At 54.1% G+C, this 15601-nt stretch carries 13 protein-coding genes and 1 pseudogene; 10 read left to right on the top strand and 4 right to left on the bottom strand.

The annotated features are described in order from the left end of the window. Positions 1–21: 21 nt before the first annotated feature. From IEY46_RS31085 to IEY46_RS31060, 6 genes and pseudogenes are all read left to right on the top strand, one after another. Positions 22–519, top strand: a pseudogene (locus IEY46_RS31085) (general stress protein); the annotation flags it as partial. Positions 520–867: 348 nt separating this feature from the next. Beyond that, positions 868–1899 (top strand): LacI family DNA-binding transcriptional regulator, encoded by a 1032-nt coding sequence (locus IEY46_RS31080; protein ID WP_188998729.1) that lies wholly within the window; start codon positions 868–870, stop codon positions 1897–1899. Between the two features lie 443 nt (positions 1900–2342). After that, positions 2343–3797 (top strand): extracellular solute-binding protein, encoded by a 1455-nt coding sequence (locus IEY46_RS31075; protein ID WP_188998727.1) that lies wholly within the window; start codon positions 2343–2345, stop codon positions 3795–3797. Between the two features lie 46 nt (positions 3798–3843). Further along, positions 3844–4719, top strand: a complete 876-nt coding sequence (locus IEY46_RS31070) for an ABC transporter permease subunit (RefSeq protein ID WP_188998725.1) — start codon at positions 3844–3846, stop codon at positions 4717–4719. A gap of 3 nt (positions 4720–4722) precedes the next feature. Further along, positions 4723–5595: a carbohydrate ABC transporter permease gene (locus IEY46_RS31065; RefSeq protein WP_188998722.1), complete on the top strand. Its 873-nt coding sequence runs from the start codon at positions 4723–4725 to the stop codon at positions 5593–5595. A gap of 15 nt (positions 5596–5610) precedes the next feature. Beyond that, positions 5611–6924, top strand: coding sequence for a CehA/McbA family metallohydrolase (locus tag IEY46_RS31060; RefSeq protein ID WP_188998719.1), 1314 nt, complete (start codon positions 5611–5613; stop codon positions 6922–6924). 104 nt (positions 6925–7028) lie between these two features. On the opposite strand, the gene IEY46_RS31055 is transcribed toward IEY46_RS31060, so the two are convergent. Next, positions 7029–9125, bottom strand: coding sequence for a transglycosylase domain-containing protein (locus IEY46_RS31055; protein ID WP_188998716.1), 2097 nt, complete (start codon positions 9123–9125; stop codon positions 7029–7031). 258 nt (positions 9126–9383) lie between these two features. On the opposite strand from IEY46_RS31055, the gene speE reads away from it, so the two are divergent. The 4 genes from speE to IEY46_RS31035 all read left to right on the top strand — a co-directional run bounded on the left by speE (position 9384) and on the right by IEY46_RS31035 (position 12202). Next, a complete protein-coding gene (speE, locus tag IEY46_RS31050; protein ID WP_188998713.1) occupies positions 9384–10211 on the top strand; it encodes a polyamine aminopropyltransferase in 828 nt (275 codons plus the stop codon). Positions 10212–10232: 21 nt separating this feature from the next. Continuing rightward, positions 10233–11102: an agmatinase gene (speB, locus tag IEY46_RS31045; protein ID WP_188998710.1), complete on the top strand. Its 870-nt coding sequence runs from the start codon at positions 10233–10235 to the stop codon at positions 11100–11102. A gap of 95 nt (positions 11103–11197) precedes the next feature. Continuing rightward, positions 11198–11710: a DNA-deoxyinosine glycosylase gene (locus IEY46_RS31040; RefSeq protein ID WP_188998707.1), complete on the top strand. Its 513-nt coding sequence runs from the start codon at positions 11198–11200 to the stop codon at positions 11708–11710. A gap of 246 nt (positions 11711–11956) precedes the next feature. Beyond that, the gene (locus tag IEY46_RS31035; protein WP_188999118.1) at positions 11957–12202 is read left to right on the top strand and encodes a DUF7667 family protein; all 246 of its coding nucleotides are present in this window, start codon (positions 11957–11959) and stop codon (positions 12200–12202) included. A 93-nt stretch (positions 12203–12295) separates the two neighbouring features. Here IEY46_RS31035 and IEY46_RS31030 read toward each other — a convergent pair whose 3' ends face one another. The 3 genes from IEY46_RS31030 to IEY46_RS31020 form a co-directional block, all read right to left on the bottom strand. Beyond that, positions 12296–13483 (bottom strand): N-acetylglucosamine-6-phosphate deacetylase, encoded by a 1188-nt coding sequence (locus IEY46_RS31030; protein ID WP_188998704.1) that lies wholly within the window; start codon positions 13481–13483, stop codon positions 12296–12298. Between the two features lies 1 nt (position 13484). Next, positions 13485–14264 carry a glucosamine-6-phosphate deaminase gene (locus IEY46_RS31025; protein WP_188998701.1) on the bottom strand — a complete coding sequence of 260 codons (780 nt, stop codon included), beginning with the start codon at positions 14262–14264 and terminating at the stop codon, positions 13485–13487. Between the two features lie 182 nt (positions 14265–14446). Further along, positions 14447–15589 (bottom strand): ROK family protein, encoded by a 1143-nt coding sequence (locus tag IEY46_RS31020; protein ID WP_188998698.1) that lies wholly within the window; start codon positions 15587–15589, stop codon positions 14447–14449. Positions 15590–15601 lie beyond the last annotated feature (12 nt).

Here is a 15601-nt window from a genome sequence, read left to right as displayed (position 1 = left end):
TACCATTAGGAGGCGTTAACCATGGAAAAGAAAATTGTAGGCGTGTTCAGTACTCATGAAGAAGCAGTGAAAGCGATCGACGATTTGAAAAGCCAGGGCTATTCCTCTGACGATATTTCTATTGTAGCGAAAAATCATGATGTTGTGGATGGGGTTTCCGAGGAGACGGATACCAAAGCGGCGGCAGGACTTGCGACAGGTGCGGCAACAGGCGGTGTCGTCGGCGGCGTGACCGGGTTATTGGCGGGCTTGTTCCTGATTCCGATTCCGGGTATCGGCCCGATCCTTGCGGCAGGTCCTATTGCCGCTACTCTTACAGGGCTGGCTGTTGGCGCAGGCGCTGGCGGAATCGTAGGAGGATTGGTGGGACTTGGCATTCCCGAGGATGAGGCGAAAGAATACGACGGCTACGTGAACAGCGGGAAAATTCTGGTGATGGTGGACTCCGACGCGCAGCGTGATATTCGCGCCTATGACGCCTTCCGCACCAATAATTCCCTGAATGCCCATCGGTACCAATAATCGTTAATCGATTTTACTTTATTAAAGGAAGGAAAGCCTTCTGTTCTGCCACTTGAGGCAGGACAGAAGGCTTTTTCTATCCCTATATTTCTTATGAAAGCCATAAAAAGTTGTTAAAACGGTTTAACGTCCCATCCCCCTGTTTACCACCTCTTATCCTGAAATTCCTTCTTTTTATGCAACAACTTTAATTCCTTTACATAAAATCCATCTCTATTTTAAACGCCTCTGACAAAACCGGTTTAATCTAAGTCTGTCCCGTCAACCCGGTTCATTCTATTCTGTTATATCTTCGGCGCAGGTTATACGGCTGGAAAGCCGCAGGGAAAGCGAGGTTGGATAGGCTTGGCAACGATCGATGATGTGGCAAAGGCATCAGGAGTTTCAAAGGGAACCGTGTCCAATGTGTTCAGCAAGAAACGGCCCATCAGCAAGGCGGTATCCGAGCGGGTGCTGGCCGCTGCCAGAGAACTGAACTACAAACCGAATTATTGGGCGAGAAGCCTGGCGAACCGCTCGACCCGTATTATTGGGCTCAACATGATGGGGGATTCCTCCAAGTTCAGCCAGTTTCATCTGTCTCTATTAAATGGTGTTCTGCGAGTTTGTTACGAGCATGGTTACCGTCTGCTGGTGAATACACTGTCTCCGGAGTATTTAAGCCAGGTGGAAAATATGGCGTCTGACCCTGTGGATGGCGAAATTTTACTTGATCCCGCCGAAAGAGATACGCGTGTAGAGGAAAGAGTGGCCAGGAGTGCTCCGTTGGTTATCATCGGGCGTCCCCCCGTTTATTATGAGGCTCAGGTAAGCTATGTGGACAACGACAATGCAGGCATGGCCTCGGAAGTTACCCGGTACCTGTTGACTTTGGAGCACCGGAATATTTTATTTCTCAATGCAGCTGCCGGCCGGACGGTTGCCGGTGACAGAGAGCTTGGTTACAAGTCGGCTTTCCGCTCGAAAGGGCTAACGCCCGATCCCCGGATGATGCTCCATATCCCGGTGCCCGGTCCCGCCTCCTATGAGTTTGGTTACCAGACAGCACTTGCCATGCTGAAGGAGTTTCCCTCCATTACGGCGGTTATAGCGGATACGGATACTATGGCGCTGGGCGTATATAAAGCTGCAGAGAAATTGAACCTGCGTATTCCGGAGGAATTATCGGTGTTTGCTTTTAGCGATGATTCCGTGTTTTCACCGCAATTCTCGCCGCCTTTGACCGGGGTCAGACTCCATTCCGAGCAGTTGGGTCTGGAAGCCGCCCGTCTGCTGGTCGAGCAGCTGAAGGTCCCTTCAAAAACAGCAAAGAGAGTGCTCGTCCCCACCGAGCTTGTCATACGGGGCTCCTGTACACCAAAAAGTTATTCCATGTAGGTAAGCAGATAACAAAGCATATGCTTTCGAAGCAAGTAATCTGCTTTGCAAGAAGCTATTTTATGTATTTAAGCAGATAACGAAGCATATGCTTTCGAAGCGAGTCATCTGCTCTTGCAAAAAGATGATTCGAAGTAGTTAAGCAGATAACAAAGCACATGCTTTCGAAGCGAGTCATCTGCTCTTGCAAAAAGATGATTCGAAGTAGTTAAGCAGATAACGAAGCATATGCTTTCGAAGCGAGTCATCTGCTCTTGCAAAAAGATGATTCGAAGTAGTTAAGCAGATAACGAAGCATATGCTTTCGAAGCGAGTTATCTGCTTTGCAAGAAGTCATTCCCTGTAGTTAAGCAGATAACAAAGCATATGCTTTCGGAGCGAGTTATCTGCTTAGCAAGAAGTCATTCCCTGTAGTTAAGCAGATAACTTTTAGGAGGAAAAAGATGAACACAATGATAAAAACCGCATCTGCACTAATGTTGGCAAGCTCACTTCTGCTCTCCGCATGCTCGAACACCAATACGGCGAACACAGGAGCCGGTAGTGGCGGCACGCCTGAAGGCACACCGGCGAATTCTACCGGCGACCCGGCAGCCAAACCAGCAGGAGAGATGAAGCTGCGGATTTTGGCTGCCAACATTGGAGGTAAAACACCGGAAGAGAACACCCAGTTCGAAGCAGCCATCAAAGGGCAAACCGGTATCGACGCGAAGCTGGAGAAGCCGGCAAGCGATTATGACCAGAAGGTGCTGACGGCGCTTGGTTCCGGAGAGAAATACGATCTGATCGAAATGAGCGATCTGGGTAAATTAAGTGAATTTATCGATCAGGGCGTCGTATCCGACCTCAACGATTTCGTAACCAATTCGACTGTGCTCTCCGACCCCAAAGTAATTCCAAAGGCAGAATGGGACCAGTTGAAGGATAAAGACGGCAAGATCGTGGCTGTGTTCACCAAATTCCAGGGCGGTACGATGCCGATCGTCCGTAAAGACTGGCTGGACAAGCTGAAGCTGGACGAACCGAAGACGCTGGATGAATATTACAAGGTGCTCAAGGCCTTCAAGGAGCAGGACCCCGATGGCAACGGGAAGAACGACACTTACGGGCTCAGCACAGCGGGACTTTATGAAATTCAAGGCTTTATGAGCGCGGCCGGTCTCAAATACCGTTATGTCATGAAGGACGGCAAGCGTACGATTCCCTATGCGACGGAAGCGGCTGTCCCGATGTATGAATGGTTTGCGAAGCTGACCAAGGAAGGCATCATGGATCCGAATTTCATCACGAATGATACCGGCAAGATGCGCAATCTGTTTCTCACCGACCGTGTAGGCATGGTCACGTATTGGGACGCCTGGGTGGGCATGTTCAACAACCTGCGTCATCAGGAGGATCCGAATACAACGTTCGATGCCAAAGCGATCGCAAGCATTCCCGGTACCGATGGAACGATTCTGATGCGTCGCGGCGACCCGGATTTCTGGATCGTGCCAAGCAATGCCGAGCACCCGGATGCAGCCAAGAAATTCCTGGAGTTTTGGAATTCGGAAGAAGGCATCCGATTGGGCAGCCTGGGCGTTGAAGGCGTGGATTATACGAAAGAAGGTACGGAATACAAAATGACGGCTGTCGGCACGGAACACAATATGGATCACGGGGTGCCGTTCTGGTACAACGAGAATGTGAAAACGGCGTTTGATAAGCTTCCCGGCGTGCAGGATGCGCAGGACCTGGTGAAGCAGTATGCGACACTCGAGCTGGCGCTGCCAGGGTGGGCCGATGCGGAGAAAATCGTACAGAATTACGCGCTTAAAGCCATGTCGGGACAAATGCCGGCCGGCGAAGCCGTGAAAAAGATGCAGGATGAGCTGATAGCCAAAAAGCTGATCGATTAGCGGCCGGCAGCAAATGCCGCTTTGAAGGATTGGATGTGTGAAGAGAATGAGAAATATTAGGAAATATGCGGTTCTTTACGTGATGATGGTACCTGTCGTGGCCTACTTTCTGCTATATGGCTATTATCCGTTCATTAAAGGGCTGCAGATCAGCTTCCAGGACTACAAGCTTATGGGCACGCGGCCATACGTCGGATTCGACAATTACAGGCTGGTATGGAACGACCCTTCTTTCTGGGAGGCGTTTGAAAATACGGTGATCATCGGCGGAGGTATTCTGCTGATGAGCTTCATCGCACCTTTAATTGTCGCCTTATCCCTGAATGAAGTGCTGCAAACCTGGTACAAAAAAATGGCCCAAATGATTATTTATATTCCTCATCTTCTGTCGTGGGTCGTGGTCGGAGGGATCTGGATATTCCTGCTGTCGCCCGACAATGGTCTGGTGAATCTGCTGCTCGGGAAGCTGGCCGGCATCGCGCCGGTCCATTTTCTCGCCGAGTCGGATTGGGCCCGTTGGATGATGATCGGGCTTGCCACGTGGAAGGATATGGGTTACAACTGCATTTTGTTCCTGGCGGGGATCGTTTCCATCAGCCCCTCGCTGTACGAGGCGGCACGCATCGACGGGGCTTCCCGTTGGCAGCAGATGCGTTATGTCACGCTGCCTCAGCTGAGCGGGACGATGAAGGTTATCTTTTTGCTCAACACGCTGGGAATCCTGCGTATTTTCGATCAGGTGTTTATTTTGCGCAACCCGTCGATTGCCGCCAAGGTGGATGTGCTGATGATGTATACCTTCCAGAAAGGCATTCTGGATATCAAGATCGGTCCTGCCGCAGCGGCGAGCTTCTTTGTTGTCCTGATGACGCTTGTACTAACTTTAATTGTTCGCCGACTAACGCGTTTTGATGAGGTGTAAACCATGAATGGAGAACGATTTGACCGGCTGGGCTGGAAAAATAAATGCTTCGACGCGCTGAATATGCTATTTCTGCTGATTCTCATGCTGACGATGGTTATTCCTTTTTTGAACGTTATCTCGCTGGCGTTTTCCTCGGGAATGGCATCCATGCAGCCGGATATTATCCTGTTTCCCAAGCAGTTCAGTCTGGAAGGCTTCAAGATTGTATGGCAAAGCCTTGATATTTGGCGGCCCCTGATGAACAGTACGATTGTTACCGTGGTTGGTACGCTGCTGCATGTGCTGCTGTCGTCGCTTGCGGGTTATGTGCTGATTCATCCGTATGTGCCCGGCAGGAAAACGATGGTGACGTTTATTTTAATCACAATGATGGTGCCTCAAGAGGCCGTCATGATTCCTTTATATGTCGTGAACAAGGATCTGCATCTCATTAACACACTGTCGGTGCTGGTGCTGTCGGGCCTGGTGTCCGGCTTCTCCATCTTGCTGATGCGCAATTTCTTCATGAATGTGCCTTATGAGATGGCCGAATCGGCAAAAATCGACGGTGCCGGGGAATTCCGCATTTTTCTTACGATGTATATGCGTCTTGCCACGGCGGGGCTTGCGACGATCACGCTCTTCGAATTCGTGGGACGCTGGAATATGTTCACCGCCGCGGTGATGTTCATTAACGATGATATGAAATATACGCTGCAGGTGGCGCTGAAATCCATGATTATCGATACCAGCTCCGTATCCAGCAACTACCTGGTCACAACTAATGTGCGGATGGCGGGGATTATCATCAGCATTATTCCGCTGCTTGCGGTTTACCCTTTTGTGCAGAAATATTTTATGAAGGGGATTATGCTGGGAGCGAACAAAGAATAGAGGAGGAGAGGGAAATTGGCTGAAGTATACAAGCGGGGTTCAGCACAGGCAGAAACGCTTCAATTGACCCGCGAGAGGTTCATCGTCAAGGAAGAGGAGCAGACCTATATCGCAGTGCCCTTCGAGCTGATGGGTGATGGTTATGAGCGTATCGAAATTCGTTACAGCTATGACAAACAGGCCGCGGGATCCGTTGTGGATATCGGGTTGAAATCGCCGGAGCGTATCGTGGGATGGAGCGGGGGCGCGCGCAATTCCTTCTTCGTGGGGCTGGAGAAAGCGACACCTGGCTACCTGGCCGGTCCGATCGCGTCCGGCATGTGGGCGGTGCTGCTAGGGGCATACCGCATACCTGAAGCTGGCTGCAGGGTCACTGTGGAAATCACAGCGGTGCCCGCCCGCGGCAGATGGCTGAAAGGCGATCTGCATATGCACACCGTTCATAGCGATGGAAGCTATACTCCAGCCGAGGTGATCAGCTTGTGCTCCGGGCGGGGGCTTGATTTTATCGCCCTAACGGATCATAACACAGCCTCGCAGAACCGCTTCTCCCTGTCTGCGGATGAACGGCTGCTCATTATTCCGGGCGTGGAGCTGACCAGCTACAAGGGGCATGCCAATCTGCTGGGCCAGCCGGATGCGCTCCATGATTTTCGCGTTCTGACGCCGGAGACTGCAGCGTCGGAGCTTTGGCAAGCACGCGATAAGGGGGCGTTCATATCCTTGAATCATCCTTTCTGCGACAATTGCCCGTGGGAGCTCGGGTTCGACGTTCCTTATGACGCCATTGAAGTCTGGAACGGACCGTGGCGCGAGCTGAATGAGAAGGCTGTACAGTGGTGGCAGGAGCAGCTTGGTAAAGGGGAGCGTATTGTGGCTCTCGGCGGCAGTGACACGCACCGCGCCGACCGCTTCGTTAGGCATGGCAGACCGGCTGTCTCCATCTGGACCATGTCGGATACCGTGCAGGGGCTGCTGGACGGTATGCGTCAAGGTCGTGTGGTGTTATCCTTCGATCCGGAGGAAACCTTTATCACCTTGTCCTCCGGGGAGTATGGAATCGGCGACTCGTTTACCCCGGCGAGCCCGGAAGCCGCCGTGCCGCTGCGTATTGAAGCGTCCGCTCTGAAAGCAGACCAGGTAAGCCTCTGGTCCGATCAGGGTGTAGAGGCGCAATGGACGACAGATAATGAACAGGCTGTTTTCGATTTTGAGGGGGCGTCTGACCGTTTGTTTTATCGGGTGGAGGCCAGACGCTATATGGAAGACATTGATCGCACGATCATGACATGCCTGACCAACCCCCTCTATATCGGCAGAACACTTTAGCTCTGCCGATAAGACTCCTGCCGGTTCAATGGCATAGTCATACGAACAGGGGCTAACGCTGCCGGGTGGCGGCGTTAGCCCCTGTCTTACTTCCTTCAACCCGCTTAATCCGTCCACCAGCGCTTAAGCTGTTTCCACCATGACGTTTCCTCATGCGCAGCGCCATTATCGGTGGCTGTACCGGTCGCATCACCGTGATCGCCGCATACCTCGGTCGGCTGGGTGCCGCTGACGAAGGTCTCCAGCCGCTTGCTGGCGCAGGACTTTGCGGCCAGCTTGCCGCTGGTTGGGTCGATATAGACGGAGACGACGCCGCTTGGCATCGGAAAGAGCTTGGGCGGCACGGCGGAGAGCGCCTTCTCCGTATAGGAGGCGAAGATCGGCGCGGCCCGGTGCGCTTCGGCTGTGGTCAGCTTGCGGTCCTTGTCGTAGCCCACCCAGACTGCGGTGGCAAGCTCCGGCGTATAGCCGACCAGCCAGGCATCGGTTGCCGTCGTTCCCGTCTTGCCCGCCACGGGCCGCTTGATCATGGCTGCGACGCGGCTTCCCGTGCCTCCGGTTTCGAAGACGCTCTCCATCAAACTGGTCAGCACATAGGTTTGGGCAGGGGAGACAACTTGGGCGGACGCAGGCTTGGCCTGATACAGCACCTCGCCCTTATTGTCCTCAATGCGCAGAATTGCTGTTGGTTCTATATGAATGCCAGCATTGGCGAAGGTGCCGAAGGCCGAGGCCATCTCGAAGGGGCTGACCGGGAAGGTGCCCAGTGCCAGAGAAGGCAAGGGCTGCATCGGACTGTCGATGCCCAGCTTCCTGGCCATATCGATCACTTTATCCGGACCGACGGCCATAATCGTGTTTACCGCGTAAATATTATCGGAGCTTGCGATGGCCTGCCGCATATCGATATAATCGCCGGTATATTTGTCGTTATGGTTGTTGGGCGCATAGGTTTTGCGGCCTTCGTCATAGGTGAACACGGTTGGCGCGCTTTTGAAGCGGGACACCGGAGTCATGGCTCCCTCCTGGAGCGCTGTCAGATAGAGGATCGGCTTGAAGGACGAGCCGGGTTGGCGCGTTTTGGCGAAGACGCGGTTGAATTGATTGGTTTTGTAGTCGCGGCCGCCAACCATTGCCTTAATATAGCCGCTGCGAGGATCGATGGATATCAGCGCCGCCTGCTGCTCCGAGGAAGCCGGTATGCCTGCGGCTACCGCATCCTCTGCCGCTCGCTGCGCATCCCCGTCGAGCGTCGTATAGATGCGTATGCCTCCTTCGCTGAGCAGCCGCTCGTCGATGCCCAGCTTGTCGATAGCGACCAGCCGGACATAATCGCGGAAGTACGGCGCCGTTCCGTCCTGTTTGCTTGCGCCAAGCGGCTGGAATTGCAGCAGCACACCCGAGGCATGGTCGGCATCGGCCCGCGTAATCATGCCTTGGTCAACCATCGTGCCCAGAATCGTCTTCTGCCGGTCCTTGGCATTCTTCATATCACTGTAGGGCGAGTAATATTTCGGTCCTTTGGGAATGCCGGCGAGCATGGCGCTTTCCGCGAGCGAGAGCTCGGAAGCGTGCTTGCCGTAATATAGCTGCGCGGCGGCCTCGGCTCCATATGCGCCATGGCCGTAATAGATTTGATTCAGATACAGCGACAGAATCTCATCCTTGGAATAGGTCATTTCCAACTGGATGGTATACATCGCTTCCTTCAGCTTGCGCGACCATGTCCGCTCATGGGACAGATACAGATTGCGCGCCAGCTGCTGGGTCAGCGTGCTGGCTCCCTGTTTGGCATCCAGGTGCTCGATGTTGACGACCGCTGCGCGGGCCATCCCTTTGAGATCAAAACCGAGATGGTCATAGAACCGCTGGTCCTCGATCGCCAGCGTCGATTCGATCAGATAAGGCGAGATCGACTTCAGCGGAACGGACTGCCTGTTCTCCTCCGTGTGGAAGGTGTCGATCACATGGCCTTGCGAATCGAGCATCTGTGAGGTCTGGCTGATGGAGGAGACGGGCAGCGCCTGTGTGCGCAGATAGAACAGAAAAGCAAAGGCGGCGACAAGCATCAGCGCAAAGACAGCTCCCGCATAGATGAAGAGGCGCTTTACGCGGCGCAGCAGCGGCTGCCATTTTTCCAGGCGAATACGAAAGGGCAGTCGGCGCTTTGCTCCGCCCTGCCCGTTTACTGTTTTTTTCATGTGAGGGGTCCCCTTATGTGAAACCTTTTATGCCATGCCAATACCTTCTTCTTTCCTTAGTATGGAAATTAGTAGGGCGGGCTATTCATCGAAGGCGATAGTCACATTAAATTTTTGTGAGGGACCTTGGCAAAGGTTGCAATTTCACGGGGTTCTACTATAATACAAATTGAACCATCGACGAGGGAAGAACAGGCTGTTTGATGCGGAAAGTTATCCTATCGGCCTATACATACAACGAAAGTAGGGACAACCATTATGGAACTGTGGTACACCGAGAAACAAACCGAAAGCTATGGCATTACCGCGAAAATCAAAGAAACGTATGTGAGCGAGCAGACGGATTTCCAGAAGCTCGATATGATTGAAACGGAAGAATTCGGCACGATGCTCGTATTGGATGGCATGGTCATGACCACGGATAAGGATGAATTCGTCTACCACGAAATGGTGGCGCACCCGGTGCTGAACACGCATCCCAATCCCAGGCATGTACTGGTCGTAGGCGGCGGAGACGGCGGCGTGATCCGCGAAATTATGAAACACCCGAAGGTGGAGAAAGCCGTACTGGTCGATATTGACGGCAAAGTCATTGAATATTCTAAAAAATATCTGCCGAACATCGCGGGGGAGCTGGATAATCCCCGCGTTGAGGTAATCGTGAACGACGGTTTCATGCATATTCATGATCACAAGAATACCTATGATGTCATCATGGTGGATTCCACCGAGCCTGTCGGTCCGGCGGCCAACCTGTTCACCCGCGGCTTCTACCAAGGCATCTACGAGGCGCTTAAGGAAGATGGCATCTTCGTCGCGCAAACGGATAATCCGTGGTTCAAGGCGGACCTGATCGAAAGCGTCAACCGCGATGTAAAGGAAGTATTCCCGATCGTCCGCGTATACTGGGCCAATGTGCCGACGTATCCGAGCGGCCTGTGGACCTTCACTCTGGGCAGCAAAAAATACGATCCGCTGGCGGTCGACGAGTCCTCGATTCCGGAAATGGACACCAAATATTACAGCCCGCGCCTGCACAAAGCGGCATTTGTACTGCCGAAATTTGTGGAAGACCTGATCAAGTAGGACAGAGAGGACATCAACCTTATGAAACTGGATCAAAAATATTCCGGCAATGTGTTTATTCTCAGTTCCGACGATTATGCCGCCTCCAAGGCCGTCATCTATGGTATGCCGATGGATTTTACCGTCTCCTTCCGTCCAGGCTCGCGTTTTGGGCCGCCGCGTATCCGCGAGGTTTCCATTGGCCTGGAGGAATACAGCCCTTATCTGGACCGCAGTCTGGAGGATATCGAGTATTTCGACGCAGGCGACCTGCTGCTGCCGTTCGGCAATGCGGCGCGTTCCCTCGATATTATCGGCGAGTTCGTACGCGATGTGCTGAAGGATGGCAAAATGCCGGTCGGACTGGGCGGCGAACATCTCGTATCTTGGCCGATCTTTCAGCAGGTCTACGCCAAATATCCGGATCTGGCGATCATTCATTTCGACGCGCATGCCGACCTTCGCGAGCAGTATGAGGGTGAGCCCTTGTCGCATTCGACACCACTCCGCAAAGCGGCTGGCCTGATCGGCGGACAGAACATCTACCAGTTCGGTATCCGCTCGGGTTCGCGCGAGGAGTGGCAGTTTGCCCGCGAGAATATCAATTTCCATCCGTTCGAGGTGCTGGAGCCTTTGAAGAAGGTACTGCCGGAGCTTGCCGGCCGTCCGGTTTATCTGACGATCGATATTGATGTGCTTGATCCTTCCTGCGCGCCGGGCACCGGTACGGCGGAAGCCGGCGGTATTACCTCGAAGGAACTGATTGAGTCCGTTCACGCCATTGCACGTGCGGGCATTAACATCGTCGGCTGCGACCTCGTTGAGGTGGCGCCCGCCTATGACCCAACCGAGCAAACCCAGATCGTGGCGGCCAAAGTCATACGCGAGATGCTGCTTGGGTTCATCAAATAAACGTTAAGCGATTGATATAGCTGCAGCCGATATTCCGGACGAGAACCCGGTTATCGGTTGTTTTTGATTTTCCAGAGACAAATGGAGGTGCATAAATGCCGGTCCAATCGTTTCCGCCCCTTATCGACGGGCAATCGACACTGCTGGTGCTGGGCAGTATGCCGGGCACGGCTTCGCTGGCGAAACATCAATATTACGGGCATCCGCGCAATCATTTCTGGCCGGTGCTTTATGCTTTGGCAGGTGCCGGGGTGCCTGCGGCGGATTACTTGCAGCGGCTCGCTTTTGCCAGGGAGCGGGGGGTAGCGTTATGGGATGTAATTGCGGCCTGCGAGCGTGAGGGCAGTCTGGACGCCAACATCCGCGAAGCGGTTCCCAATGATCTGCCGGCGCTGCTTGCCGGATATCCTGCTGTCCGTGCGCTAGCCTTCAACGGGAACAAGGCGTACGACACGTTCAAGAAATATTTTTCCGGCCATCCCATGAACGAAAGGGTAGCGCATCTGCGGCTGCCGTCCACAAGTCCCATTCCGACGGCCCGGATGCGAACCACAGCGGACCGGGTTGAAGCATGGCGGCCGATCCTGGATTATATGCGGAAGCCTTAATGGAACGCATTTTTTTTGAGCATGTATAAAGATAGGATCCGGATACAGGTTTATCCCTTCGCTTCCTCGAAGCGCAGGTGTTTTCTTTTGCCCTTGGCGTATTTTCTTCAACCGTCAGAAAGCGCCGCACCGCGCTCCGGAAGCATACGCGAGGTGTACGGTGCGATTTTTCCCTTCTTTAAGCTGGAGCAGGAAGATTTTATGCTTCTTTTGGCCATAATGGCTGGTAGAGGGGGAGATAAGCAGATGGGAATTTTTCCGGTCCATGAGCGGCTGGCGGAGCTGTGGACCCTGCAGGGCCGCCGCAAGCTGACTGAACAGGAGCAGGCTGATTATGAGCACTGCATGGCGGTGAATGCGTCCTATTGCAGGCAACTGGCCAATCTGTACAATATGTCACTGCTCGCGTCCATGACAGGAGATACGGAGTGGCAGCATGATATCTGCCAGAAAATCGAGAAGCTGGACGGGCGCCCGTCGCCGCGGCTGTAACAAGCGCCGGTAAAGGCCGGGAACAATCGCGGCGGGCCGGGCGTTCAGAGTCAGCTCTATCCGCTTGCGGAAAAAACCTGACGCATTCCAGCGTCAGCAGTCTGTTCCAGCACGGGTATAAACCCGATTGCCATGTTTGTAGGTCTGCATCAGCTTCAAACGGCTGCCTGTCCATTCAAAGGCTACCAGATCGGCAGGCGCGCCAATGGCCAGTCCCGCCGCTGCGGGAAGTCCCATGAAAGCAGCCGGATGAACGGAGGCCATATCGCAAGCTTCGGAGAGGGAGGCGATCCCTTTATAGACAAGATGACTGATTCCGCTTTGCAGCATTTGGGCCGATCCCGCCAGGATTCCGGGACTTTGCTCCAGATGAAGCTTGCCTTCAGGAGTCAGGACAACTCTTCCGCCGATATGGCTTTCGTATGTCCCGGGGGCCAGGCCGCTGAAGGCAACGGCATCACTGACGAGGATGGCTCTTTTTCCCTTTACGCGGCGGACGACCTTCAGCACGGAATCGGGCAGATGGAAGCCGTCGCCGATCACGCAGGTCCATAGCTCCTCCTGGGCCAGCTGTGCCCAGATATAGTTCGGGTGGCGGGGCAGCATGAGATGCGCCCCATTGCCCAGATGCGTGGACAAGCGCGCGCCGGCCGCCGCAGCCTCCATGATCTGTTCATCGGTTGCGGAAGTGTGTCCGATGGAAACCTGCACGCCATGCTCCACGCATCGGGCGACAAACCCTGCCGTACCCGGCCATTCCGGGGACAGCGTGATGAGCTTGATCCGCCCTTCGGCAGCCTCCTGCCACCGTAGAAACAGCTCCCAGTCGGGCGCCTTGGTGAAGGATCGGCCATGAGCGCCCCGGGGGCCGTCCTCAGGGGAAATAAAAGGCCCCTCCAGATGTATGCCCGCTACGCCGGCGGCCGTGGCGGCATCTTCCCGGCACTCTCCAGCGATACTGCGCAGCGCCTGCTCAATGGCGTCATCCCCGTTGGTTATTACCGTAGGGTAATACGAAGTAACACCTTCCTCGAATAATGCACTTGTCACACTCTTGGCGGTTCCTTTCGCAATGGGAATCGTGTTGAAATCCAGCCCGCGGAAGCCGTTAATTTGCAAATCCACAAAGCCCGGCGCGAGCCAGGGCAGGTTCTCATCGCCTGCCTGTGGCCCTTCTTCTTTATGGATCCCACTGATTTTCCCGCTGGTCATCGTGACGGTGACGGGCTCTCCGCTTAAATAATGAAGCCCTCTAATGGCCGTTATATCGGAATGAGACATACTAGACCTGCTTTCCATACGAGTCGTTATCGGTGTAAAGGGTACAATCCGGATGCCTGCGCAGGATGGAAGAAGGGCACTGTGTGGTGATGGGTCCGTTCAGTGTCGCCGAGACAGCGGCGGCCTTGGTCACGCCCGGAACCATGCAGAAGAGATGAGTGCCGGAGAACAGGGCGGGAATGGTTAGCGTTATGGCGTGGGTGGGAACCGACGGCAGATCGGGGAAGCAGCCATCATTGACCTGCTGCTGCCGGCAAATCTCATCCAGCTCGACGCTTTTTACCCAGACCGGATCATTGAAGTCGGCAACCGGCGGATCATTGAAGGCGATATGTCCATTCTCCCCGATACCCAGACAGACGATATCGATGGGATGCTGCTGCAGCAAACGGGCATAGCGCTGAGACTCCTCTTCCGCGGAAGAAGTGCTGTCAATCAGTTGGACTGTACCGGGATGGACCTCATCGAACAGCCCCTTGCACAGAAAAGCGCTGAAGCGTTCCGGTGCCCCAGGGGGAAGCCCGATGTATTCATCCATATGGAAGGCGGTCACGCGCGACCAGTCCAGACCCTCCACGGAGCGGAGCTTCTCCAGGAATTCGTTCTGGGAGGGGGCAGCCGCAAAAATCATCCGGATTTCCTTCTGGCTAGCCAGAAGCTCCTTCATCTTGGCCGAGACCGCTTCAGCGGCAGAGATCCCCATATGCTTCCGATTCTCATAGACCTCAACTTTTAAAAGGTCCGCGTTCCGGGTTGTTACAAGTCCTTTAGCTGTGCTCATTCCCCTTGTCATCTCCTGTTTTGTCGATTTGTCCTTGTTTAGGACTAATTGATTTTAAGGTATCATGTCCCTACCCTTCCGTCAATCCATTTGTGGAATGATGGAAAGGGGGGACGCTGCCAGCCAGCCCTTCCTTCAACCATGTACAGACGGAAAAAGTCTGCCAGGCTGCCCCTCGCGCCTTATTCCTTCTCGAAATCCAAAATGACCGCATAAGCGGCGCCGATGCTTGCGGAGAATGCATTTTGCAGAAACTGCAGACTCGTCTTTGCGAAGGGCAGATGCAGAGCTCTTTGCTCCATGGTCCGTTGAACGGCCTGCTTGAAGGGTGCAAGCTCCGCCAATGGGCTGTTGATCATAATATGCCGCGGGTTCACCAGATTGACCAGCTGGGACAAAGCAAACCCGACATGCTCGCCGGAGGTCCGCAGCAGGGATCGCATGTCATCTTCATTCTGTTTGCTGACGATCCAGGGAAGCGGATTCCCCTCCAATTCGGCCTGCGGGTAACGGCTTCGTATCTGCTCTTTTACCGCTGGCATACTGACGAGCGCTTCCAGACATCCCCGCTGCCCGCAGGCGCATAAGGGACCATCTCGATGCACACATAGATGGCCGATCTCGCCTGCTATGAAGCTGGCGCCGTTATAGATCCGGCCGTCAATAATCTGCGCTCCGCCCACCCCTTCGTCGATCCGCAAATAGAAAAGATTGGCGGAGTCTCCAGCGCCCGGCATCGTTGAAGCTACGGCCAGAGCGGAAGCTTTGACATTATTCATTACCATCGTCTTCACCGGAAGGTGCTTGTCCAATTTCTCCTTGAGAGGCGTGTTTTTCCAATTCAGATGGGAGGAGAAATGAACGATGCCCCGATGGGGATCGACCAGCGCAGGGATGGTGGCTCCGATGCCGATCGTTCGGGGATACTTGGCCAGCAGCCGGCCGCACAGTCCGATCATTTCCCCGATAAAAGGCTCCGCGTCTGTGTTCAAAATAGGATATTCGCCGCTCTCGAGAATGGAGGAGCGATAATCAGTAACGATATACTGACAGCTGGAATGGCCGATGGATAAGCCGATTGCCGTATGAAAATCGGGAACCAGCTCCAGACGGATTCTCGGACGGCCTGCCCCGGCCTGCTCCGTGAGCCCCTTTTCCACAACGATGCCCTGCTTGATAAAGCTGTCGATAATCAGAGAAATGGTATTTTTGCTTAGACCCAACAGCTTGGCCAGCTCCTGCCGGGAATGATGTTCGCCGCTGCGCAGCAGCGCGAGAGCGCGCTTCTCGTTCATCTGCCGCAATAATCCGGTTCCTTTGCTCATGAATCCATGCCG

It is taken from the genome of Paenibacillus nasutitermitis (genome assembly GCF_014641075.1).
Classification (GTDB): Bacteria; Bacillota; Bacilli; order Paenibacillales; family Paenibacillaceae; genus Paenibacillus_Z; species Paenibacillus_Z nasutitermitis.
The sequence above is the reverse complement of the archived record's forward strand: the minus strand, read 5'-3'. Positions and strand labels throughout refer to the sequence as shown.

Coding starts and splice junctions, on each gene's coding strand:
- IEY46_RS31075 (WP_188998727.1), top strand. CDS start 2,343: ATGAACACAATGATAAAAACCGCATCTGCACTAATGTTGGCAAGCTCA.
- IEY46_RS31070 (WP_188998725.1), top strand. CDS start 3,844: ATGAGAAATATTAGGAAATATGCGGTTCTTTACGTGATGATGGTACCT.
- IEY46_RS31065 (WP_188998722.1), top strand. CDS start 4,723: ATGAATGGAGAACGATTTGACCGGCTGGGCTGGAAAAATAAATGCTTC.
- IEY46_RS31055 (WP_188998716.1), bottom strand. CDS start 9,125: ATGAAAAAAACAGTAAACGGGCAGGGCGGAGCAAAGCGCCGACTGCCC.
- speE (WP_188998713.1), top strand. CDS start 9,384: ATGGAACTGTGGTACACCGAGAAACAAACCGAAAGCTATGGCATTACC.
- speB (WP_188998710.1), top strand. CDS start 10,233: ATGAAACTGGATCAAAAATATTCCGGCAATGTGTTTATTCTCAGTTCC.
- IEY46_RS31040 (WP_188998707.1), top strand. CDS start 11,198: ATGCCGGTCCAATCGTTTCCGCCCCTTATCGACGGGCAATCGACACTG.
- IEY46_RS31035 (WP_188999118.1), top strand. CDS start 11,957: ATGGGAATTTTTCCGGTCCATGAGCGGCTGGCGGAGCTGTGGACCCTG.
- IEY46_RS31030 (WP_188998704.1), bottom strand. CDS start 13,483: ATGTCTCATTCCGATATAACGGCCATTAGAGGGCTTCATTATTTAAGC.
- IEY46_RS31025 (WP_188998701.1), bottom strand. CDS start 14,264: ATGAGCACAGCTAAAGGACTTGTAACAACCCGGAACGCGGACCTTTTA.
- IEY46_RS31020 (WP_188998698.1), bottom strand. CDS start 15,589: ATGAGCAAAGGAACCGGATTATTGCGGCAGATGAACGAGAAGCGCGCT.